This is a genomic window from Deinococcota bacterium (assembly GCA_030858465.1).
In the GTDB taxonomy this organism is placed as follows: Bacteria; Deinococcota; Deinococci; order Deinococcales; family Trueperaceae; genus JALZLY01.
Window position 1 is genome coordinate 1 of record JALZLY010000153.1, and the last position, 22,510, is coordinate 22,510.

At 65.1% G+C, this 22,510-nt stretch carries 20 protein-coding genes and 1 pseudogene; 14 read left to right on the forward strand and 7 right to left on the reverse strand.

Translation table 11 applies throughout. The features are described 5' to 3' along the window. Positions 1-347: 347 nt before the first annotated feature. The 4 genes from M3498_07350 (at position 348) to speA (ending at position 4,777) form a co-directional block, all read left to right on the forward strand. On the forward strand, positions 348-1,523 hold the full coding sequence (locus tag M3498_07350) for an AAA family ATPase (protein MDQ3459100.1): 1,176 nt from the start codon (positions 348-350) through the stop codon (positions 1,521-1,523). 56 nt (positions 1,524-1,579) lie between these two features. Next, complete coding sequence (locus M3498_07355; GenBank protein MDQ3459101.1) at positions 1,580-2,110, forward strand: DUF4276 family protein; 531 nt, start codon at positions 1,580-1,582, stop codon at positions 2,108-2,110. A gap of 76 nt (positions 2,111-2,186) precedes the next feature. Beyond that, positions 2,187-2,675 (forward strand): Uma2 family endonuclease, encoded by a 489-nt coding sequence (locus M3498_07360; protein ID MDQ3459102.1) that lies wholly within the window; start codon positions 2,187-2,189, stop codon positions 2,673-2,675. A gap of 161 nt (positions 2,676-2,836) precedes the next feature. After that, positions 2,837-4,777 (forward strand): biosynthetic arginine decarboxylase, encoded by a 1,941-nt coding sequence (gene speA, locus M3498_07365; GenBank protein MDQ3459103.1) that lies wholly within the window; start codon positions 2,837-2,839, stop codon positions 4,775-4,777. Between the two features lie 176 nt (positions 4,778-4,953). Here the strand turns inward: speA and M3498_07370 are convergent, their stop codons facing one another. Together M3498_07370 and M3498_07375 are read right to left on the reverse strand one after the other, a co-directional pair. Continuing rightward, positions 4,954-5,580, reverse strand: a complete 627-nt coding sequence (locus M3498_07370; protein MDQ3459104.1) for a nitroreductase family protein — start codon at positions 5,578-5,580, stop codon at positions 4,954-4,956. A 93-nt stretch (positions 5,581-5,673) separates the two neighbouring features. Then, positions 5,674-6,264: a glycosyltransferase gene (locus M3498_07375; protein ID MDQ3459105.1), complete on the reverse strand. Its 591-nt coding sequence runs from the start codon at positions 6,262-6,264 to the stop codon at positions 5,674-5,676. 217 nt (positions 6,265-6,481) lie between these two features. Between M3498_07375 and M3498_07380 the strand changes: the two genes are divergently transcribed. Next, a complete protein-coding gene (locus M3498_07380; protein MDQ3459106.1) occupies positions 6,482-7,678 on the forward strand; it encodes a hypothetical protein in 1,197 nt (398 codons plus the stop codon). A 125-nt stretch (positions 7,679-7,803) separates the two neighbouring features. Here M3498_07380 and M3498_07385 read toward each other — a convergent pair whose 3' ends face one another. Further along, the gene (locus tag M3498_07385) at positions 7,804-9,282 is read right to left on the reverse strand and encodes a hypothetical protein (protein MDQ3459107.1); all 1,479 of its coding nucleotides are present in this window, start codon (positions 9,280-9,282) and stop codon (positions 7,804-7,806) included. Positions 9,283-9,445: 163 nt separating this feature from the next. On the opposite strand from M3498_07385, the gene M3498_07390 reads away from it, so the two are divergent. The 3 genes from M3498_07390 (at position 9,446) to M3498_07400 (ending at position 12,174) form a co-directional block, all read left to right on the forward strand. Further along, on the forward strand, positions 9,446-11,383 hold the full coding sequence (locus M3498_07390) for an acetoacetate--CoA ligase (GenBank protein ID MDQ3459108.1): 1,938 nt from the start codon (positions 9,446-9,448) through the stop codon (positions 11,381-11,383). A 93-nt stretch (positions 11,384-11,476) separates the two neighbouring features. Next, entirely contained in the window at positions 11,477-11,752 is a 276-nt protein-coding gene (locus tag M3498_07395) for a type II toxin-antitoxin system Phd/YefM family antitoxin (protein ID MDQ3459109.1), read from the forward strand. Continuing rightward, positions 11,749-12,174 (forward strand): type II toxin-antitoxin system VapC family toxin, encoded by a 426-nt coding sequence (locus tag M3498_07400; protein MDQ3459110.1) that lies wholly within the window; start codon positions 11,749-11,751, stop codon positions 12,172-12,174. Before M3498_07395 ends, M3498_07400 begins: the two co-directional genes overlap by 4 nt. A 131-nt stretch (positions 12,175-12,305) precedes the next feature. On the opposite strand, the gene glgA is transcribed toward M3498_07400, so the two are convergent. Both glgA and M3498_07410 read right to left on the reverse strand, forming a co-directional pair. Next, on the reverse strand, positions 12,306-13,535 hold the full coding sequence (gene glgA / locus M3498_07405; GenBank protein MDQ3459111.1) for a glycogen synthase: 1,230 nt from the start codon (positions 13,533-13,535) through the stop codon (positions 12,306-12,308). Between the two features lie 96 nt (positions 13,536-13,631). After that, positions 13,632-14,657: an aldo/keto reductase gene (locus M3498_07410; protein MDQ3459112.1), complete on the reverse strand. Its 1,026-nt coding sequence runs from the start codon at positions 14,655-14,657 to the stop codon at positions 13,632-13,634. Between the two features lie 170 nt (positions 14,658-14,827). On the opposite strand from M3498_07410, the gene M3498_07415 reads away from it, so the two are divergent. Then, a complete protein-coding gene (locus tag M3498_07415) occupies positions 14,828-16,282 on the forward strand; it encodes an MFS transporter (protein ID MDQ3459113.1) in 1,455 nt (484 codons plus the stop codon). Positions 16,283-16,285: 3 nt separating this feature from the next. Here M3498_07415 and M3498_07420 read toward each other — a convergent pair whose 3' ends face one another. Beyond that, positions 16,286-16,804: a DJ-1/PfpI family protein gene (locus tag M3498_07420; GenBank protein MDQ3459114.1), complete on the reverse strand. Its 519-nt coding sequence runs from the start codon at positions 16,802-16,804 to the stop codon at positions 16,286-16,288. Positions 16,805-16,981: 177 nt separating this feature from the next. Between M3498_07420 and M3498_07425 the strand changes: the two genes are divergently transcribed. The 3 genes from M3498_07425 to alr all read left to right on the forward strand — a co-directional run bounded on the left by M3498_07425 (position 16,982) and on the right by alr (position 20,164). Beyond that, the gene (locus M3498_07425) at positions 16,982-17,752 is read left to right on the forward strand and encodes a basic amino acid ABC transporter substrate-binding protein (GenBank protein MDQ3459115.1); all 771 of its coding nucleotides are present in this window, start codon (positions 16,982-16,984) and stop codon (positions 17,750-17,752) included. Positions 17,753-17,857: 105 nt separating this feature from the next. Then, positions 17,858-19,063, forward strand: coding sequence for an amino acid ABC transporter permease (locus M3498_07430; GenBank protein MDQ3459116.1), 1,206 nt, complete (start codon positions 17,858-17,860; stop codon positions 19,061-19,063). A 3-nt stretch (positions 19,064-19,066) separates the two neighbouring features. Beyond that, the gene (gene alr, locus M3498_07435) at positions 19,067-20,164 is read left to right on the forward strand and encodes an alanine racemase (GenBank protein MDQ3459117.1); all 1,098 of its coding nucleotides are present in this window, start codon (positions 19,067-19,069) and stop codon (positions 20,162-20,164) included. A 4-nt stretch (positions 20,165-20,168) separates the two neighbouring features. Here alr and M3498_07440 read toward each other — a convergent pair whose 3' ends face one another. Continuing rightward, complete coding sequence (locus tag M3498_07440; protein ID MDQ3459118.1) at positions 20,169-20,894, reverse strand: hypothetical protein; 726 nt, start codon at positions 20,892-20,894, stop codon at positions 20,169-20,171. A 120-nt stretch (positions 20,895-21,014) separates the two neighbouring features. Here M3498_07440 and M3498_07445 point away from each other — a divergent pair. Further along, positions 21,015-21,635 (forward strand): annotated as a pseudogene (locus tag M3498_07445) (sugar ABC transporter permease). Position 21,636: 1 nt separating this feature from the next. After that, entirely contained in the window at positions 21,637-22,470 is an 834-nt protein-coding gene (locus tag M3498_07450; protein MDQ3459119.1) for a carbohydrate ABC transporter permease, read from the forward strand. Positions 22,471-22,510: the final 40 nt, after the last annotated feature.

Sequence of the window (22,510 nt, forward strand, 5' to 3'; positions counted from 1 at the left end):
GCCAAGTACCGCGTGAGCGACGAAGGGATAAAGCATTCTTCATGGTTGTCTCCACCGGTGTCGAGAACGTCCTCGCCCAGGGCGCGGCCTGCCCCGAAGGTTGCGGCGGCGTGCTCGTTCCCGAGGAGGGCTGCCTCAAGTGCTATACCTGCGGCTACAGCAAATGTGGGTAGGAAGCCCACGTTAGATTGACTGGGACGGATTCAACAGGATACAAGGGTTTCCATCTGTATCCGTCCCTTTCCACCGCATCTTTCTTTACATAAAGGCGTCTCTCAACTAGCTCTTGCCTTAAACAATGCAGGACAGTTTTTATGGCCGAACGAAAATTCGAGTAGACTAGAACTATGCGCATAGAACAACTAACCATCAAGAAATTCCGTGTCTTTAGGGACGTTACATTAGAAAATATTCCGAGGATGTCCGTCTTTGTTGGAGCTAACGGTACAGGAAAGAGCACACTTTTTGATGTGTTTGGCTTCTTACGCGATGCGCTGACACATAATGTAAGACAAGCATTAGCTCGACGAGGCAACTACCGCGAAGTAATAAGCAGAGGCACAGACGGTCCAATTGAAATTGAGCTCAAATTCCGTGCAAAACCTGATGATCCACTTGTCACCTACGCAGTCAGCATAGGATTGAAGGACGGTTCTCCGATTGTTCAACGGGAGGTTCTGAAGTACCGTCGAGGACAGACAGGACGACCTTGGCACTTCCTTGATTTTCAAAATGGTGAGGGGGTGGCAATTACCAATGAAGAGGAATACGAAAAACCCGGAGCAGAAGAACAACGCGAGCATCAAAAACTTGACTCGCCGGATATTCTAGCTATTAAAGGTTTGGGGCAATTTCAGCGCTTTCGAGTAGTTAGTGATTTTCGCAGACTTATCGAAAATTGGCATGTATCGGATTTTCATATATCTGATGCGCGTCCAAGCCAAGAAGCAGGTTACGCCGAACACCTGTCCTCACGTGGTGATAATCTGGCACTGGTTGCACAATACATGTTCGAAGATCATCGGGATGTGTTTGATAAAGTCCTTAAAAAGATAGCTCAGCGCGTTCCCGGCGTAGAAAAAGTGGAGGCTACAGAAACAGAGGATGGCCGAATCGTCCTCCGCTTTCAAGACGGCTCCTTTAAGGATCCTTTTATCGCACGATATGTCAGCGATGGAACCATAAAAATGTTTGCTTATCTGATTTTACTGCATGACCCTAGTCCACACCCGTTGCTATGTATTGAAGAACCCGAGAATCAACTCTACCCGGAACTTTTACAGGAGTTGGCTGAAGAGTTTCGTGATTACGCCCGACGTGGTGGCCAGGTATTTGTATCGACCCACTCTCCAGACTTTTTAAATGGTATCAACCTAAACGAAGTCTTTTGGTTACAAAAGAAAGAGGGATTCACAGTTATTGAGCGAACTAAGAATGACGAACTGCTCCGCAATTTAGTGGCGGAAGGCGATTCTCTTGGTACGCTTTGGCGACAAGGGTTATTCGAAGGGGCTTATCCATAACCCACATAAACTACCTACCGTCTCCAGAGCTTGTATTCATGACTGAAGAGCGCTCCATGAAAGAAGTTCTTGAAATCGTACTACCTAAACTTATTCCAGAATCGATTCCCTATCGCATCATTCCGCATGAGGGCAAAAGTGACCTGCAAGGCTCTATAACCCGAAAATTACGTGCGTGGAATAGACCTGCTCGTTTTATCATCATTCATGACCAGGATAGCAACGATTGCCATACTCTTAAAACACACCTTGTTCAGTTGTGTGAACATGCAGGCAAACCCGACAGTCTCGTCAGAATTGCCTGCCACCAATTAGAATCATGGTTTCTGGGGGATTTGCAGGCGGTAGGGGTTGCTTACCAAAAGAACAGCCTGGCCACGTTACAAACTCGCGGCAATTTCTGGCAACCCGACAACCTCAACAATGCCAAATATGTATTGTTAAGATTGATCCCTGAGCACCAGCAAATTGCAGGTTCAAGAGCCGTTGCTCCCCACCTATCACTTGCCAATGCCCATAACCGTTCGCACAGCTTTCAAGTATTTATGAAAGGCGTTAGAAAGATAGTGCGGGAAGTGCATCCGTGACCGAAAGAATCACGTCCTCTTGGAATAGTGAGAAAATCCGCCTGCGCCTAAGACCGCGTATCTTTAGAAGATGAAGGTGGACCCAAAGTTCCTCCGCGCTGACGAGCTCGGCGTCCGCTTGGAAATCGTCGGCGGCTTGCCGATCTGGGAACCGCACCCCGTCTACAAGCATCAAAAGGCTGTGGACCGCATTCGCGCGACGATTTCTCCTGCTTCAGAAGCCGATCGTGATCGCTGCGCCTGCTTCCACGTCGCCGGTGTCTACGTGAGCTTTCCCGACGGCTCCTTGAAGCGTCCCGACATCTCCCTCTTCCGCCGCGAACCCGAGGAGGAGGAAGAGGCGGTGACGCTCGTGCCGGAAGCGGTCATCGAGGTGATCAGCAGGGGCTATGAGGCCAAGGACCTGGAGCTCGGCCCGCACTTCTACCTGTCGCAGGGGGTGAAGGACGTGGTGGTCTTTAACCCCTACACCCTGGTGGTCTTGCACGTGCGGCAGGGTGGCGCCAGCCGGCACGTGTCGCCGGTGGAGATCGCCCTCAGTTGCGGCTGCCGCTGCACCGTGTAGGGTACTTGAACTCGGTCAAAACCAGGGCATCCTGGCGTCGCGAACAGCAGGGACGCGCCTGTCGATTCGTGCTAAAGTAACGCTCGCATCGGTTTTTCAGGGGCCCCCTGTGACACCATAAAAAGACGGTCTCAAAGCCTGAGCGCAAGGAGGACATCAGCTTGAAGCGAACACTGGAGACGAGCCGCTTTACCGAGGCCGACGCCGCCGAGCTCTACGGGATCCCCTACTGGAGCAGCGGCTATTTTCACGTGAAGGACGGTCTCGTCCACGTTCGGCCCGCGACCAGGAGCAGTGGCGACAACGGCAACGGGCGCGGCGACAACGTCGCCTTGAGGCGCATCATCGACGACCTCGTCTCGAGCGGTCACGCTTTGCCGCTCATCCTTCGCTTCCCGCAGATCATCGAAAACCGCTTGGAGCAACTCAACCGCGCCTTTGAGAGGGCCATTCAAAAGTTCGACTACGGCGCGCACTACCAGGGCGTCTTTCCCATCAAGGTGAACCAGCGGCGGGTGGTGGTCGAGACCATCGCCGAGTACGGCGCGCGCTTCAAGACGGGGCTCGAGGCCGGCAGCAAGGCCGAGCTCGCGCTCTGCTTGGTGCAGGACATTCACCCCGAGTCGCTGCTCTGCTGCAACGGCTTCAAGGACGACGACTTTATCCGCCTGGCCCTGCGCGGGCGGCTCATCGGCAAGAACGTGGTGATCACCTTGGAGAAGTACAGCGAGCTGCACCGCGTCCTGCGCCTCTCCAAAGAGCTCGGCGTCAAGCCGGCCTTGGGGGTGCGCTTCAAGCTCCACGCCAAAGGCTCGGGCCAGTGGGAGACCTCGGGCGGCGACGACGCCAAGTTCGGTCTCAACGCCACCGAGCTGATCAACGTGGTCGAGACCTTGCGCGAGCGGGACATGCTCGACTCCTTGGTGATGCTCCACTGCCACATCGGTAGCCAGATCACCGACATCCGCAAGATCAAGGTGGCGGTGCGCGAGGCGGCGCAGGCCTACGTCGAGGTCCGCGAGATGGGCGTGCCCATGCGCTACTTGAACGTGGGCGGTGGCTTGGCGGTCGACTACGACGGCTCGAAGACGACCTTCTACGTCTCGGCCAACTACGGCCTGCAGGAGTACGCCGACGACGTGGTCTACAGCATTTTAGAGACCTGCGCCGAGACGGGCACGCCGCACCCCGTCATCGTCACCGAGTCGGGGCGGGCGCTTACCGCGCACCACTCGGTGGTGGTCCTGCCGGTCATCGACGCCATCGGCCCCAGCCGCGAACCGCTCAGGCTGCCCGAGCCCGGCGAGGGTGCCCACGCGCTGGTCCACGAGATGGTCGACCTCTTGAGGACGGTCTCGGTCAAGAACTACCGCGAGATCTACCACGACGCGGTTGGCTACAAGGACACCATGCACAACCTCTTCGACTTGGGCTACCTGACCCTCTTGGACCGGGCGCACATCGAAAACCTCTTCAACCAGGTGCTGGTCAAGATCGCCCGCGTCATCAAGGATATCGACTACGTGCCCGAGGAGTTCGGAACGCTGCCCAGGCTCTTGGCCGACAAGTACGTCTGCAACTTCAGCCTCTTCCAGAGCCTGCCCGACCACTGGGCCATCCAGGCGCTCTTTCCGGTCATGCCGCTCGGCCGCTTGGACGAGGAGCCCAGCCGCGACGCCACCCTGGTGGACATCTCCTGCGACAGTGACGGCAAGATGACCAAGTTCGTCGATCTGCGCGACGTCAAGGACACCCTGAGGCTCCACAACCTGAGACCGCACGAGCCCTACTACCTGGGCATCTTCCTGACCGGCGCCTACCAGGACGTGCTCGCCAACGCCCACAACCTCTTCGGCCGGGTGAACGAGGCGCATGTGCGCGTGACCGGCGACGGCCAGTACGAGCTCGAGCGCTTCGTTCGGGGTCAAAAGGCGCGGCGGGTGATCGAGAACATGGGCTACGAAGCGTCGGACCTGCACCGCTGGATAGGCCAGGAGGCCGACGAGGCCAGGGGCAGGGGCACGCTGAGCGAGGAGCAGGCACGCGACCTCATCGAAAACTACGACGCCGAGCTGGTGGGGTACACGTACCTGGAGGAATAGAGGAGCCAGAACGGTCACGCCTCCAACTCCTCCCCAGTTAACAGCTTCAGCCTGCCCAGCACCTCCTTGAACTCCCCGACCTTCAAGGGCTTCTGCAAGACACCGTTGCAAGACACCGTCGGCGCCCAAGGCAAACCCGCGAAGGAAATGCACCGAATGCTGCAATCCTCGGCAGGTCAACCGCCGGGAGGAGCGGCCTCCGCGCCCGTCAAGGAGGCCGGCTCGCCCCAGCTTAAGACCAGCTCGCTCAGAGGCTTGCGCCGGCGCGGCGCGGCTTCCCGCCGCCGCAGGTCCTCGGGCAGCGTCGCCGCGTCGCCCAGATAGCCCAGCGCCAGGGCCGCGACGGGCTCAAAGGCGGCGGGCAGGGCGTAGGCCTCCCTCACGCGCTCGGGATAAAAGCCCGCCATGGGATGCGCGTAGAGGCCGAGCGCGGTCGCCTGAAGGCTCAGGGTGGCCACCGCCTGCCCCACATCGTGCCAGGCGTGGCGGTTCGCGCCCGCCTCATCGTCGCGAAAGTGCCCCTTGGCCAGGGCCAGCATGAGCAGCGGCGCCGAGGCGGCCCAGCTCTGGTTTTTCTCCTCGAGGCAAGCCAGCAGCTTGGCGTAGGCCTGCGGCTCGCCCCTGCTCGCCACGATAAAGCGCCAGGGCTGCTCGTTACCCGCCGAGGCGGCCCAGCGCGCGGCCTCGAGCACGCTCAGAAGTTTGTGCCGCTCGACGGGCCGGTCTGCAAAGGCCCGCGGGCTCCAGCGCTGCCGAATGGTTTCCAGGATCGGATGGTCTGCCTGCGCGGTCTTGTCGCTCATAGCGCTTTCCTTTCGCCACACCTAGCTCCAGTTGACGGGCCGCTACCGCGACCCGGCCTTTTTGACTTGTCAATCAACGATCACCAGCCTACCTTAGCCGCGCTTCTCCTCTTCCAGCCGGGGGCGAGCAGCGAAGAGGCCGTTGCCCAACCTGAGGCGCAAGAGCAGCCGCAGGTACTGCCACAGCGTCGAGACGACGCGCATCTTGCTCCGCCCCACCTTGCGGTCGTAGCGCAGATGCAGGGGAACCTCGGCGACGTTGGGCCGGAGGTGCGACAGGTTGAGGAGCAGTTCCGTGGGAGCGGTGAAGCCCGCAGCATCGAAGAGGCCTGGCTTGACCCTCGAGAGCTCACTGAGGAGTGAAACGCGGTACATGCGAAAGCCACAGGTATAGTCTCGCACGCCCGGCAGGGGAAACATGCCGGCGATCAGCAGGCGCGCCGCACGGGAATAGAGCTTGCGCAGCCGGGGAACCCCCGCTTCGCTTCCGCCGGCGAAGCGGAAGGCGATAACGAGGTCCGCGCCCTCTAGGGCCGCCCTCAGCATGGCGGGAATAAGCCCGGGGTCCATGGTGTCGTCCGCGTCCATGGTGACGAGCAGGTCCTCGGCGTCGCCGCGTGGGCCGCCTACCTGCTCGTTCCGTGGGCCTGGGACGCGCTCGGCCACCACCTGCCCATCGTTCACGATGCCATCCAGAGCGGTGGACTCCGTGAGATTCCGAGCAACAATCCTTACATCAACACCTACCCGCTGGCGGTGGACCTCTACTTCGTGTGGTGGCGGCTTCTCCTGCCCGACGACACGCTGATCGACCTCGCCCAGCTGCCCTTTGGCCTGGCGGCGTGCCTGGCTATCGCCGCGCTGACCGCGCGCGGCGGGGTGCCCGCGCCGCGCGGTCGCCTTGAGCCTCCTCTTCCTGGCCGTTCCGGTCACCGCGCTGCAACTCGCCAGCAATTACACCGATATCGGCTACGCCGCCCTGCTGCTGTTGGGGATCTACTTCGTTACCGGACCGCTCGACCGCGCCGGCGCCGCTTTTGGCGCCATCGCGCTAGGGCTGCTGCTCGCGACCAAGCCGTCGGCGCCGGTGGCGCTGCTGATCGTGTTCACCGCAACGCTCATCCGCGCCTACCGCCTGAAGCGCGTGCCTACCGTCTTCGCTATGGCGCTGGTCGTGCTCGCTATCGGCTCGGCTCGTTACGTCGAGAACTTTATGAGGTACGGCAATCCGGTCTGGCCGGTGCAGGTGCAGTTCGGGCCGCTCACGCTACCCGGCGAGGTGCCGCTCGGCACGATTCTGGATCGGCTTCCCGAGCCTCATGTTCACTACGGCCCGCTGAGGCGTGCGCTAAGTTCGTGGCTGGCCTTGCCTCAAGGCTACAGCCACAGCATGCGCATCGGCGGCTTTGGGCCTCTGTTCATCCTTGGCCTGCTCCCTTTTGTCTTGCTTGCGCTGCGCTGGCGGCCAGGGCGCGCGGTAATCCTGCCGGTCGCGCTGGTCGCTGCGGCTACGCTCTCGACCCAGTGGGCGTTCATAACACGCCACAGCCTCGCCCTGCCCGCGGCGCTCCTCGTCTTGGCGGCATGCGTTTCCCAGCTGTGGCGGCCGCGCTGGCGAACCGCCCTGGACCTCGCGCTCGCCGCGCTGGCCGCCTGGGGCTTCTATCTGGCCTCTCCAGGCTTCACCTTGCCGAGCCAGCTTTCCCTCAGCGCTCTTGCCCGCATGCCGGCGGCGGAGCGCGCGGCCGCCTTTGGCGGCATCGACGGCCGCGAGCGCCACTGGCATGAGGCTCGAGGCTTCGTCCGGGACGGCGAGGCTTTCGGCTACGACCGCACGTTTGGCTTTGCGGGCCTGTTGTGGCGACCCGACGGCCGCGGCCGCGTCGCCTACCTGCCCAACACCGTCGCTTCGCCTGAGCGATTCTTGAACTGGCTCGAGGGAGAGCAGGTGCGCGTCGTGGTGCTCGGCGACGAGGAGCCCTCCTTTGGCCCGTGGGCGCGCTCGCAGCCCGAACGCTTCACCAGGCTGTTCGGCTGCCCCCTTGACTCCTGCTCGGTCTATCTGGTCACCGCTCGGCCACAGCCTGGCGACGAGTGAGCAGGGGTCGGTCAGGGCAACGACGATGGCTTGTCGTTCCGGGGAAGCGTCTCGACCACCATCTCGAGCCCCTGCTCGAGCGCTCCGTAGGGACGTTTGGCTGCGCGGCTCGAGGAACATGGCGCTCAAGGCAGACCTGCGAGCCACAGCAGGCTGAGCGGCACGAGCGGGTTGTGCTCGGCCATGACGATGTCGAAGTGGGTGAGGCCAGGCAGGATGTGAGCCGAAAAGGGCGTGCCCGGGCGAGCGTTGATGTAGGCGGAAAAACCGTCCAGGCTGGCCAGCAGCCCCCGCCCCGCCCCCACCGCCAGGGTCGGCGTGCGCACGCTCCGGGTAGGCACGAAACCGGGGGCGTCCGCGAGGCGCAGGTCGAGCCGCGACATGTCGAGCAGGAGGCGGAGCGGAAAGTACCACTCGGTGAAGTTCGTCTCCGGCATGGCCCAGGCCCTGAGCACGCTCTCCAGCTCGGTGCGCTCGCGCGCGGGGTCGCCGCGCGCCCAGTCCACGTAGTCGTAACCCGGCGCCACCCCGACCACCGAGCGGCTGTAGACGCCCTCCAAGCCGCCCAGGATGACCGCGGTGAGGTTGCCGGCATAGGCCGCGCCGACGGTGTGGCCGACCGAGGCGCTGAAGGCGGTCGCGAGGGCGTAGTGGTCGTCCACCTTGAGGCCGGCCGCGGCGCGGTTGGTCACCGGAAAGTCGAAGAAGCCGCCGGGCGAGAGTTCGTCCGGCGCCATCAGGGCCAAGAGCGCGGCCGCCTCGAGCCGGGCGTAGTGCTCGGGGCTGCGGCCCAGGCTGAAGTAGGGGTTGCCCAGCCCGGCCTCGAGCTCGGGAGCGGTGGGCGCCAGCGAAAAGGGGCCCACCGCGAAGAGGTTGTCGCGGCCGTAGCCGCCGGTGCGGCCGAGGCCGCCGTCGATCAGCATGAGCCCGTCGATGTGGCGGTAGCCGGGCTCGGGCGCGGCCTCGCCGAAGTCGAAGGCGGCGTAGAAGGAGGCGAGGCTGGCGCCGAGCGAGTGGCCGCCCAGGATCACCGTCTTGGCCTCCGCGCGGGCGCGCCGCACTACGGCGTGAAGGTCGCGCAAGTGGACCTCGAGCCCCCAGTAGGCCATAAAGCCCAGCCTTTCGGGCGGCAGTGACCTGAAGCCGTCCTCCTCGCCCGCGCGCTCGACGTAGTAGTGGTAGGCGGGCATGGGGTCGCCTCGGCGCAGGCTCGCCAGGAAGACGCTGCGGTCTTCGAGCAGGTTGCTGCGGCGGTCCACCGCCCAGACCTCGAGGTCTTCGCTGCTGGCCACGAGCTGCCGCGCAAAGACGTCCAGGCTGGTCGCGCCGCCCGAGATGCCGGGCACCAGGACGACGATGGTCTCGGCGGGCTGCGCGCCCCGGTAGTAGCGCAGGTAGAGCGCGCGGTTGTAGCGCTCCGGCGTGTGCGGCTCGGGGTAGCCGGGCAGGCTCAGGTAGTCCACCCTCACCTCCTCCGGGGGAAGCACGTACTCGGGCTCGGGCAGCTCCACGTCGAGGCGGGTGGTGGGGATGGGCAGGCAGGCCGCGAGCGCAACCAAGGTCACGAGCGCCGCGACCAGCCTGAGGGCGTGTCCAAGGGTCATACCTCTAGGATAGAGGATTTTGAGTGCCTGTCTAGCGAGCGACGCAGCCTCGTGTCCAGCAGCCGGGCCCTGCCGGCGCTCCCGTCACGCCTATGGTAGCGACGCTCGAGGGGCTCGAGGCGGACGCCGCGACGGGGTAGACTGGAAGCAAAGGAGACCTGCAATGGACAAACCGCTCTGGGCGCCGTCGGCCGCGCGCGTGGCCGACGCGGCGATGACGAGATTCAGGCAAGATGCCCAGCGGGCGACGGGCCGCTCGCTGCCCGACTACGCCGCGCTGCACCGCTGGTCGGTCGAGGAGCCCGCCGCCTTCTGGGAACTCTACGCCCGCTGGGCCGGGCTGCGCTTCAGCGCGCCGCCCGAGTTCATCATGAGCCCCGACCCCATGCCCGAGACGACGTGGTTCGGGGGCGCCACGCTCAACTACGCCGAGCACCTGCTCTACCCCACGGCCGAACCCGACGAGGCGGCGCCTGCCATCCTCTTCCTGGACGAGGCCGGAAGCGAGAGGCAGCTCTCCTGGAGCGAGCTGCGCCGCCAGGTGGCGCGCGCTCAAAAGGCGCTCCTGCGTGAGGGCGTCGGCGCGGGCGAGCGGGTGGCGGCTTATGTCAGCAACACGCCCGAGACGGTCGTACTCTCCCTCGCCTGCGCCTCTTTGGGCGCCGTCTTCTCGTCCTGCTCGCCCGACTTCGGCTTCGAGGCCGCCCAGGCGCGCTTCTCGCAGATCGAGCCCAAGCTGCTCTTCGCGGCGGACGGCTACGCCTACAACGGCAGGCACTTCGAGACCCTGGAGACGGTGAGGCGCCTCCGGGGGGCGACGCCTTCGCTCGAGGGGGTGGTGCTGATCTCCGCGGATGAGGGCTCCTCCGACTTCCCCCGCTGGGACGACTGGCTGGACGACTGGCTGGACGACGAGGGGACGCCCAGCTTCACCCCGCTGCCCTTCGACCACCCCCTCTACATCCTCTACTCCTCGGGCACCACCGGCCTGCCCAAGGCCATCGTCCACCGCGCCGGCGGCGCGCTCTTAAACCACCACAAGGAACAGCGGCTCCACGCGGACATCCGCGCGGGCGACCGGGTGATGTACTACACCACCTGCGGCTGGATGATGTGGAACTGGCTCGTCTCGGCCTTAGCGCAAGGAGCCACCCTGGTCCTCTACGAAGGCTCGCCCAGCTATCCCACGCTCGAGGTGCTCTGGCTCCTGGCCGACCGTCTGGGCGTCAGCCACTTCGGGACCAGCGCGCGCTTTATCCATTCCTGCCGGGCCGCCGGCCTGAGGCCCAAGGACCACTATGCCTTTAGCAGGCTCCGCTGCGTCCTCTCGACGGGCTCGCCCCTCTCCCCCGCCGGCTTCGCGTGGGTCTACGGGGCGGTCAAGGACGACGTTCATCTGGCCAGCATCTCGGGCGGCACCGACATCGTCGGCTGCTTCGCGCTGGGCGACCCCACCGCGCCGGTCTATGCCGGGCAGATCCAGGTGCCCGGCCTGGGCGTGGCCTTAGCGGCCTTCGACGAGGACGGCAAGCCGGTTTTCGACACGCCCGGCGAGCTCGTCTGCTTGGAGCCGCTGCCGTCGATGCCGCTTCGGTTCTGGAACGACCCGGACGGCCGCCGCTACCGCTCCGCCTACTTTGGGGACTACCCCGGCGTCTGGCGCCACGGCGACCTGATCGAGATCAAGACGGGTCAGGGCGTCGTCATCTACGGCCGCAGCGACGCCACCCTGAACCCCGGCGGGGTGCGCATCGGCACGGCCGAGATCTACCGGCCGCTCGAGGCCCTGCCCGAGGTCACCGAGGCCCTGGCGGTGGGCAAGCGCGAAGAGGAGGGCGAGAGCATCTGGCTCTTCGTGGTCTTGCAAGAGGGTCTCGAGCTGGACAAAGACCTGGAAAAGCGCATTAAGCAGACGATTCGTGAGGGCGCCAGCCCCCGCCACGTGCCCAGGCGCATCTACCAGGTGAGCGGCCTGCCCCGGACCCGCAGCGGCAAACTGGTGGAGATCGCGGTGTCGCGGCTGGTCAACGGCCAGAGCGTGCCCAACCGCGAGGTGATGGCCAACCCCGAGGCCTTGGACGAGATCGCCGCCAGGCTGTAAAGGCGGTGCTGGAGACCTACGGGTTGCGAAAGAATACTTGGCAGCCCTCACTGTTTGCTAAGATAGCCATTCAGACAGCCACTGGAGGTGGGTATGGCTCGAGACTACTCCATCATAGAGGCGCGCAACCAGCTTGCCAAGCTCGTCCGCGAAGTAGAAAAGGGTAGCGCTGTCGAGCTGACGAGACGCGGCAAGCCCGTGGCCGTTCTCGTGTCGGTCGCGGAGTACAGGCGCCTCACCTCGGACGGAAGCGGGTTTTGGGAGGCACTCGTCAGGTTCAGAAGGGACACGTCTTTGGAGGCCGAGGGCATCGAGGAGGTCTTCGGCGAAGTGCGGGACCGGAGCACCGGGCGCGAGGTCGCACTCTGAGGGCTCGCTACCTGCTGGACACCAACGTCTTGTCGGAGCCCCTGCGGCCTGCGCCCGACCCACGGGTTCTAGCGAGGCTCAAAGACCACGGCGATACGCTGGCGACGGCCAGCCTCGTCTGGCACGAACTTCTTTATGGCCTCTACCGCTTAGGCGACTCGAGCAAGCGGCGGAGTATCGCGCGCTATCTCGAGGAGGTCGTGCGCCCTACCGTCCTCCTCTTGCCTTACGACGATCAGGCAGCGGCGTGGCACGCCGAACAGCGAGCCAAGCTTGCCCGCATGGGCAAGACCACACCCTTCGTGGACGGTCAGATCGCCACCATCGCCAAGATTCATAGCCTCACCCTGGTCACGAACAACGTCAGGGACTATGCCAACTTCGAAGACCTGGACGTGGAAAATTGGCATGAGGCGAGCTGAACATCTTCCAAACGCCTCATTGGTGGCCTGGTGACCGTCCAGAGCGTGTCCAACCCCGAGGTGATGGCCAACCCCGAGGTAAAAAAGGGTAGCCGGGCTGACGAGGCGCGGCAGGCCGACAGAACATGGCGTCAGCTCGAGGGCAGCTCGAGCAGCCTCTTATAAAACGCTACCGTCCGCTCCGCCACCGCGGTCCAGCTAAACTTGGCCAGGGCGCGTTCGCGCGCCGCCCGGCCCATCGCCCCGCGCCGCGCTTCGTCGCCCATGAGCTCGGCTATGGCCGCCGCCAGCGCGCGCGCGAAGCGCTCCGGGTCGGCGGGCTCGAAGTCGACCTCGCCCTTGGTCTCGAGCGGCACCAGCACGCCCGTCTCGCCGTCCACCACCACCTCGGGGATGCCGCCCACCGCCGCGGCCACCACCGGCGTCTCGCAGGCCATCGCCTCCAGGTTGATGATGCCGAAGGGCTCGTAGACCGACGGGCAAACGAAGAGGCTGGCGTGGCTGTAGAGGGCGATGAGGTCGTCCTTGGGCACCATCTTGGCGATCCAGACGATGGAATTCTTGCTCTCCGCGCGCGCCGCCTCGACGCGCGCGGCCATCTCCTGTTCGATCTCGGCCGTGTCGGGCGCCCCCGCGCAAAGGACCACCTGGAGGCCGGGCGGCAAATATTTGAGCGCGTTGACGAGGTGAAGGATGCCCTTTTGCCGGGTGATGCGCCCGACGAAAAGAATAGCGGGAATGGCCGGATCGACGCCGTAGCGCTTTAGCGTGCCCTCGTCCGGCGTCGGTCGGTAGTGCGCAAGGTCGATGCCGTTGGGGATCACCTCGATCTTGTGATCAGCCACCCCGTATAGCTCGTGCACGTCCCGGCGCATCGCCTCCGACACGGCGACGACGCCGTCGGCGTTCTGATAGGCGGTGCGCTCGACCCAGGAGGAGGCGTGGTAGGCGCTGCCGAGCTGCTCGACCTTCCAGGGGCGGTGCGGCTCGAGCGAGTGGGTGGTCAAGACGAGCTTCGCCCCGCTGAGCTGCTTGACCAGACAGCCCGCCAAGTGCGTGTACCAGGTGTGGCAGTGGACGATGTCGGCCTCGCCCACCAGCCCGGCCATCACCAGGTTGCGCTGCACGGTGTCCATGAACTTGGCGTGGCGCGGGTCCTGCGCGGGCAACGTGAATCCGGCCTCTACGCCCTGCACGCGCAGCTTGCCCGAACTCTCGGCCTGGTCGCCAAACGAGAAGACATTCACCTCGTGCGCGCCGCCGTCCAGCCGCAGCAGCTCGCGGCTGAGGTATTCGACGTGGACGCCGGCCCCACCGTAGATGTAGGGCGGGTACTCGTTGGTCAGCAGGGTGATCTTCATCCGCCGTCCTTTCCCCTCGTCTTTGGTTTCGCCCGCATCTTAACGGAGTCGCCGGGCTTTGGCAAGGACCACTTGGCAAGGACCACTTGGCGAGCGCTAGGCCGGCCAGACCTTGCGGCCGCCGCCCGGCGGCGTCACCGCGTCGATCTTTCGCATCGCCTCCTCGCCGAGCGGCGGCAGGGAGGCGACCGAGAGGTTCTGCTCGAGCTGCGAGACGTTCTTCGCTCCCGGAATCACCGTCGTCACCGCCGGGTGCGCCAGGACGAACTGAAGGGCCAACTGCGCCATCGTACGTCTGTTCGTGAGCGAGCGCAGGGCTTTCACCTTAGCCAGATCGTCCAGATAAACCTCCCTCTCCTCGGGCACCTCCTGCCAGCGCCTGCGGAAGTCCCCCTCGGGAAAGGCGCTGTCGGCGTCGAATTTATCCGTCAACAGGCCCATCGCCAAGGGTCCCCGCACGATGACGGCGACGCCGTGCTCCTGGCAGTAGGGGAAAATCTCCGCTTCGGGCGTGCGGTTCAAGATGCTGTAGTCGATCTGCAAACTGTCGCAACCACCGTCATGGTTGAAGGCCCCCAGGTAGTCGAAGTCGCTGGTGCTGACGCCGTAGGCGCGCACCTTGCCCTCCTTTTTGAGGCGCGCGAAGCCCTCCAAAAAGACCTCCATCGTCGGCTCGCGAAAGTTGATGTGACTCTGGATGAGGTCCAGGTAATCGGTCCCTAGCCGCCGCAGATTGCTCTCGACGCCGGCGACGAGCCCATCGACCGTGTCGTAGGCACTCCGCCCCCGCGCGCCGTCGAAGCCCGTCCAGCCGATCTTGCTGGCGACGACGAACCTTTCGCGCCGCCCCTTCATCGCCCGGCCCAGGAGTTCCTCGCTGTGGCCCTGGCCGTAGACGTCGGCGGTATCGAAAAAGGTGACGCCGCCCTCCAGCGCCGCCTCGATGGTCTCCAGAGACGCCTTGTCGTCCACCGGCCCCCACTCGTCGCCGCCCGCGGCCCAGAGGCCCAGGCCGAGGCGAGTCACCAGGATGCCGGTCTTGCCCAACGCGCGCGCCTCGAGCTCGCGCCTCGTTTTCTCCGTCGTTTTCTCCGTCGTTTTCTCCGTCGTTTTCTCCGTCATTATGCTCCTCCAACGGCTATTTTGACGCAGCGGAGGGACGCGAAAAAGAGGATAGGCACGGTAAGGTTTGCAACGCTTCGAAGGCCCTTTTCAGGAGAACGCGTAAGGCGTTCCTACAGTGCGCTGGGGGACAGTGTGACTTATGGAGAAAAGTGTGATTTAGTTGTCTCGTGGCGCCCCCCGGCCTACCTCCTGACCGCTCGCCCGCCGCGGCCGATGCCCGGCGCAAATGGTACATCCTGGCTTCGGTCAGCACCGGCGCGTTTCTGGCGACCGTGATGGCGACCAGCATCAACGTTGCCACACCGACCCTGGTGCGCGTCTTCGCGACCGACTTCGCGGTGGTGCAGTGGGTGGTGTTGGCCTATCTGATGGTGAGCACCACGCTGCTCCTCAGCATCGGCCGGCTGGCCGACATGCTCGGCAAAAAGCCGCTCTTCGTCGCCGGCTTCGTCATCTTCACGCTCGGCTCGCTGCTCTGCCCGCTTTCGCCCACGATCTACTGGCTGATCGGCTTCCGGGTGGTGCAGGGGCTCGGAGCGGCGCTGCTCACCGCCTTGTCGCTGGCCATCGTGACCGAAACCTTTCCCGACGAGGAGCGCGGCAAGGCCATCGGCGTGAGCGGCTCGATCTTGTCGAGCGGCATCGTCATCGGCCCGACCTTGGGGGGCTTCCTGGTCGACGCGCTCTCCTGGCAGTGGGTCTTTCTCGTCAACGTGCCCATCGGCGTACTCGGCACCTTGGCGGCCTTGCGCTTCATTCCGGCCTCGCCGGCTAGAGGCGGGCAACGCTTCGACCTTGCGGGCGCGGCGCTGCTCTTCGTCAGTTTGATAGCTGCGCTGCTGGCGCTCACCCTCGGCCAGCAGGAGGGTTTCGGCAGCCCGCGCGTGCTCGGCCTCTTCGCCCTCGGCATCCTCAGCGGCGGGCTCTTCATCGTCACAGAGGCCAAGGTGCCGGAGCCCATGCTCGAGCTGACCCTCTTCAGGAACACGCTCCTCAGCATCGGCCTCGTCACCGGGCTGGCGACCTTCGTGGCGATCTCGGGGACGATCTTCCTGATGCCCTTTTACCTCGAGGGCGTGCTCGGCTACCCGCCCCGGCAGGTCGGGGTGCTCATGGCCATCGTGCCGGTGGTCCTGGTCGTCATCGCGCCCATCTCCGGCGCGCTCTCGGACAGGTTCGGCAGCCGGCTCATCACCGTCCTCGGCCTCGCCCTCATTCTGAGCGGCTACCTCGCCGTCGGCACCCTGGACGAAGAGACCACCGCGCTCGGCTACGTCCTGCGCTTCTTGCCGCTCGGCCTGGGTATGGGCACCTTCCAGGCACCCAACAACTCCGCCATCATGGGCGCGGTGCCCAAGGCGTATCTGGGCGTCGCCGGCGGCCTCCTGACCATGACCCGCACCTTCGGCGCCACCGCGGGCATCGCCGCGCTGGGCGCCCTGTGGGCGACGCGGGTAGCGCTCAGAGCAGCACAAGAGGGCGGGCCGAGCGCCTCGGCCGCGGCCCAGGTCGCCGGCTTGCAGGACATGTTCGTGGCCGTTCAGGTGATGATCCTCTTGGCGCTGCTCTTGAGCCTCTGGGGGCTCCTGGCCGAGCGGCGCACCCCGAGCACAAGCGCCTAGGCGTCACACTTGTCCAGGACCTCTGCCCAGGACCTCGAGGTAGGCCGCCATGAAGCCGGGCAGATCCCGGTAGTGCTGAGCGGTGACGAGATTGCCGTCGGTGACGATGCGGTCCTCGTGGTAGTGGGCGCCGGCGTTCTCGAGGTCGTCGCGGGTGGAGGGGTGGCCGGTGAGGCGGCGGCCCTTTACTACCCGGGCGCTGATCAAGACCCAGCCCGCGTGGCAGATGCTGCCCAGCGGCCGCTTCGCCGCGTCGACGGTGCGCACGATCTCGAGCATCGCCGGATGCCTGCGCATGCGGTCGGGCGCGTAGCCGCCGGGCACGATGAGCCCGGCGAGCTCGTCGGCCTTGACCTCTGCGGCGGCCGCCTCGGCCTCTACCTCGAGCCCCTCTTTCGAACGGTAGGCCTTTACTTCCGGGCCGATGACGAGCGGCTCGAAGCCCGCCTCCTGCACCCGGTAGTAGGGATAGATGAACTCGCGATCGTCGAAGTGGTCTTCGGTGAAGATGCCGATGTGCATGGTGGCCTCCTGAGACCATCCTAAGCCAAGGACGCGCCTCCTCCTCGAGCCGAGCGACAGTGAGCCGAACAACAGTGAGCCGAACAACAGGGTGCGCTGTTGATGAAGCCCCGGCGCTTGTCTTGCCTCACGGGCTCAGGTATCCTCGAGTCGAGACCCTACTCCAGGAGGAAGACCATGCCCAAGCCCCTTGCGCTCCTCGCGGCGCTCACCCTGACCCTCAGCCTCAGCCTCGGCCTCGCCCAGGATCTCGCCCAGGACCTCGGCGGCCGCGTCATCACCATCGGCTCCGACACCACCTATCCGCCCTTCGAGTTCGTCGCCGAGGACGGTTCCACCGTGGGCTTCGACGTGGACGTCATGAACGCCATCTGCGAGCGGGTGAACTGCCTGCCGCAGTTTCAGACGGCGGCCTGGGACGGCATCTTTCCGGCTCTGGCCGCGGGCGAGTTCGACATGGTCGTCTCGGGCGTGACCATCACCGAGGAGCGCGCCCAGATCGTCGAGTTCAGCGAGCCCTACCTCTCCTTTACCCAGGTCGTGGTGGTGCGCGCCGGCCAGAGCGAGATCGACGCCGAGACCTTGCGCACGGGCAACCATACCGTCGCCGCCCAGATCGGCACCACCAACGAGGCGCAGGCCACCGACCTCGCCGGCGAGGCCAACGTGCGCTCCTACGACACCTTCGACCTGGCCTTTTTGGCGCTCTTGAACGGCGACGTCGACGCGGTCATCAGCGACGAGCCCACCGCCGAGGAGTTCGTGCAGCTCTACGCGGGAGAGCTCGAGATCAGCGACCGCGACCTCACCTCCGAGGAGCTCGGCTTCGCCTTCCAGCAGGGCAGCGAGCTCATCGACCCCATCAACGCGGGCCTGGCCATGATCCGTGAGGACGGGACGCTCGACGCCCTCGTCGAACAGTGGTTCAGCGGCGAGGCCGCGGAATAAGCGGCAGGACGAGCTATGATTCCAGTGGCCCCAGGCACGCCTGGGGCTTTTTTCTGCCGGGCCGCGACTGCTAGACTAGAGCGTCCTAACGGACCCGGAGGTGACGTGAAGAAGGCAAGCGCGCTCGGGTCTCAACCCGCACCGCGGCGCAAGCACGGCGACAAGCGCGGAGGCGTCTTCGGCCGCCTGCGCCCCAGCTACCTCATCTTGCTCGTCATCGGCGCCGCCTCCCTCTACCTCTTTCTCACCCAGCCCAGCTACGCCCAGACGCTGCGCTTTTTGCGGCCCGGCGTCCTGATCACGGCCGTCGCCACCCTGTCGGGCTATCTGGGCGCCTCGGTCCTGGGCCTGGTGCTCGCCGCGCTGCTCCTCTTGAGGCTCGGCCGGCGGACCATCCTCACTTTTTCGGTTTTGACGGCGGTTCTGGCGGCCGGAAGCCTCTACTTCTTCAACGCGGCGTCTCAGAGCTACAGCCTCGTCGGCGCCGAGGAGGGCAACCTGGCGGTCGTCGCCGGCACGCCCCGGCGGGCCATCGACGAAGCCCGGGGCACGCCGCCACGGCCCTTTCGCAGCTTCGCCTCGAGCGAGGCGGCCCTGGCGGCCCTGGCCGAGGGCGGCGCGACGGGGGCGCTCGTGCCGGAGGGTGCAGCGCCGGAGGCGCAGGGAGCGACCATCACCCTGCTTTCCGACGCCGACCGTCGCGCCGGCGTGACCCTGGCGGTCCTGGCCGTCTTGCTGCTGCTCCTCACCTTCGGCGCCTGGACGAGCCGCGAGCACCCGCTGGCCATCTTCGCCGAGCTCTACGTGGACCTGGTGAGGGGCATCCCCATGCTGGTCGTGCTCATCTACGTGGGCTTCGTCATCGCGCCGGCCGTGCGCGACGCCAGCGCGGGCGTCGTCAACCTGCCCAACCTGACCCGCGGCATCTTGGGGCTCATGCTCGGCTACGCGGCCTACCTGGCCGAGATCTTTCGCGCCGGCATCGAGGCGGTTCCGAGGGGCCAGAGCGAGGCCGCCCGCAGCCTGGGCCTGACGGGCGCCCAGACCATGCGCTTCGTGATCCTGCCGCAGGCGCTGCGCATCGTCATCCCGCCGCTCGGCAACGAGTTCATCGCCATGCTCAAGGACTCGTCGCTGCTCACCATCCTCTCGGTCACCGAGATAACCCAGCTCGCCCGGCAAAACCAGTCGCGGACGTTTAACACCTTTGAGACCTGGAACACCGCCGCGCTCCTCTACCTGGCCCTGACGCTGGCCGCCTCGAGCCTCTTAGACCGCCTCGAGCGGCGCAGCAAGCGCGCGGAGCGGTAGCTTGTGCCGACGGCGACCATCGACCTCTCCGCGCTCAGCCACAACCTGGGGCGGGTTCGCCAACGCCTCCAGCCCGGGGTCGGCGTCATGGCCGCCGTCAAAGCCGACGCCTACGGCCACGGCAGCGCCGAGGTGGCGCGGCGGCTCGCGGCCGAGGGGGTCGCCTGGCTCGGCGTGGCGACGGCCGAGGAGGCGCTCTCCCTGCGCCGCGCCGGCGTCACGGCGTCCATCCTCGTCTTCAGCCCGGTCTATGAGCGGCTCGAGGCGCTCATAGACCACGGCGTCGCCCTCACGGTGGTGGACGAGAGCAGCCTGGGCAGCGCGGCTGAAGCCGCCGACCGGGCGGACCGGCGGGCAAGCGTCCACATCAAGGTAGATACCGGCATGGGCCGTCTGGGCAAGCCCCCCGGCGACGTTACCGGACTCATCGAGGCCGCCGACCGCGACAAGAGGGTGGAGGTCCAGGGCTTGTGGACGCACTTCGCCTGCGCCGACGACGACAGGCCGGACGTCACGCGCCGGCAGATCGGGGCGTTCAGCGAGCTGGTAGGGGCGCTCGAGCGCCGTGGCCTTGACATCCCCCTCAAGCACGCCGCCAACTCCGCGGCCATCTTCGCCTTTCCCGAGGCGCAGTTCGACCTGGTGCGGCCGGGCATCGCCCTCTACGGTTATCACTCGAGCCCCTTCATCGCCGGGCTCGAGGCCGCGCTCCGTCCCGTCATGACGCTGACGGCGCCCGTCACCTTCGTCAAGAGGGTGAGGGCGGGCGCGGCCATCTCCTACGGCGCGCTCTGGCACGCGCCCCAAGCCACCACCGTCGCCACCGTCCGCATCGGCTACGCCGATGGCTACCCAAGAGCCTTGAGCGGCAAGGCTCGAGTCGGCGTCCACGGCCGTCTCTGCCCGGTCGCGGGCCGGATCTGCATGGACCAGCTCATGGTGGACGTAGGCGACTTAGGCGTGCGGGTAGGCGACCGGGTCACACTCCTGGGCGGGGCGGGGCCGAGCGCCGAGGACCTGGGAGAGCTCGCCGGGACCATCTCCTATGAGCTTCTGACCGGCCTAGGGGCGCGGGTGAGGCGCATCTACCAGCGCGCTTGACCTGCTAGTCCGCGCCCAGCGCGAAGTGCGCGGTGTTCAGGTTCTGGTTGACCTTGATCTCGAGCACGTGCACCTCCTGGACGAGGGTGGCCTCGCCGCCCTCTAAGTGATAGCTCCTGATGAGGAAGGAAAACCAGAAGCCGTTCACCCGGCGCTCGTCCTCGTAGAGCTTGATGTCGGTGGGCGCGCCGCTGTCCGAGACCGCACCCGGTATCACCCGGGCGATGAGGTGGCCGCTCGAGTCGAAGAGATACTTGTCGCTGTCGCCGGGGATGGCGAACTGCTCGCCCTCGACGAGGTCCAGATAGCGCATCCGACCCTCGTAGACGGCCTCCGGCAGGCCTCGAGCGGGCCAGGTGGCGTCGCCCGCCAAGATACCGTCGAAGTGGTGCTCGTCGTCGGCCATTTCGCTTACGCTGCCGGTGACGAGGTCGACGACGCGGGCCGTGCCGTTCACGTAGCTCGTCCTCTTGATCACCCTGCCGCCGGCATAGTCCTCGTTGACGAGGCGGCGGTGCTCGAAGTCGACGAGGCTGCGCCAGTGCATCTCCATGGTGGGATGCTCGCCGTCTTGACCGTAGAAGATATTGCGCTGCTCGCGCTCCAAGTTGCGCATCTCGGTCTCGCTGTAGCGCGCCAGCGCCTGGAGCAAGACGTCCCGACCATCTCCTCCTTGGCCCGCGGCCAGGAGGCCGAAGCTGAGGAGCAGGCTGAAAAATACCCGGTGCATCCTTTAGATTATCCTATCCTAAAGACGAGCGAGACCATACGGGTCACCATAGTCAGACCCCCATAGCCACCGTCATAGCCACCTCATAGCCACCGTGGCTCCAAAAGCTTCAAGGGTCGACGAGGTCAAGGCCGCGCCGTCTACCGCACCCTCATCTTCACCCCCACCATCCTCTCGGTGGTCTTGATCGGCTTCGTGTGGCGGCTCATCTTGAGCCCGCTCTGGGGCATCTCGCAAGACGCGCTCAACATCGTCGGCCTCGAGCACCTGAACAGGCCCTGGCTGGGCCTCGAGAGCACCGCGCTCGTCACGCTGTCGCTGGTGTCGGTCTGGCAGTGGGTGGGCATCCCCATGCTGCTCTTCTTGGCGGCCTTGATCAGCATTCCCGAGGAGGTCGTCGAGGCGGCCAGGGTGGACGGTGCGAACGCCTGGCAGGTCTTTTGGGGGATCAAGTTCCCGCTGATTTTGCCCACGGTGGGCATCGTTGGGGTCTTGACGTTCGTCAGCAACTTCAACGCCTTCGACCTCATCTACACCACCCAGCGCGCGCTGGCCGGACCGAATTTCTCGACCGACATTTTAGGCACGCTCTTTTTCAGGACCTTTTTCGGGGTGCAGCTCCAGCCCGGCAACCCCACCATGGGCGCCACGGTCGCGGGCGTCATGTTCCTGATCATCATGACCGGCGTCCTGCTCTACTTCTTCGGCTGGCAGCGCCGCCTGCAGAGGGTTGAGTACTGAGGTGGGAAGGTCAGGCCAGCGTCTCCAGATCCTGCTCGCCCACCTCCTGCTCTTGGGCTACACGGCCCTGGCGCTCTTCCCGGTGCTGCTCATCGTCATCAACTCCCTCAAGAGCCGCCGGGCCATCTTTGGCAGCCCTTACGCCCTGCCCAACCGTGAGACCTTCGACCCGGTGGGCTACCACACCGTCCTCAGCAACGCCCGCTTCGACCTCTACTTTTTGAACAGCCTGATCGTCACGCTCGGCTCGCTCTTCATCATTCTGCTGGTCTCCTCGATGGCCGCCCACGCGCTGGCCGAGTACGAGTTTTTCGGCAACACCTTCATGTCGCTCTACCTGGCGCTCGGCATCATGATCCCGATTCGCCTGGCCACGGTGAGCCTGCTCAGGCTGATGGTCGATCTCAACCTCGCGGGGACGCTGTGGTCCTTGATCCTGGTCTACGCCGCCCAGGGCATTCCCCTCGCCGTCTTTATCCTGACGCTCTTCATGCAGGGGGTGCCGCGCGACCTCAAGGACGCCGCGCGCATCGACGGCGCCAGCGAGTACCGCATCTACACGCTGGTCCTGCCGCTGATCCGGCCCGCCCTCGGCACCGTCGCGGTCTTCAACATGATCCCCATCTGGAACGACCTGTGGTTCCCGCTCATCTTAGCGCCCGCCGAGAGGACCAAGACCGTCATCCTCGGCGCCCAAGTCTTCCTGGGCCAGTACGTCAACGACTGGAACGCTGTCCTGGCCTCGCTGACCTTGGCGATGGTGCCGGTGGTGGTTCTCTACGTCGTCTTCTCGAGGCAGCTCATCCGCGGGCTGACCTCGGGCGCCGTCAAGTGAGTGGACGGCGTCGGCAGTTCCTACAGCGTGCCGGTTTCAG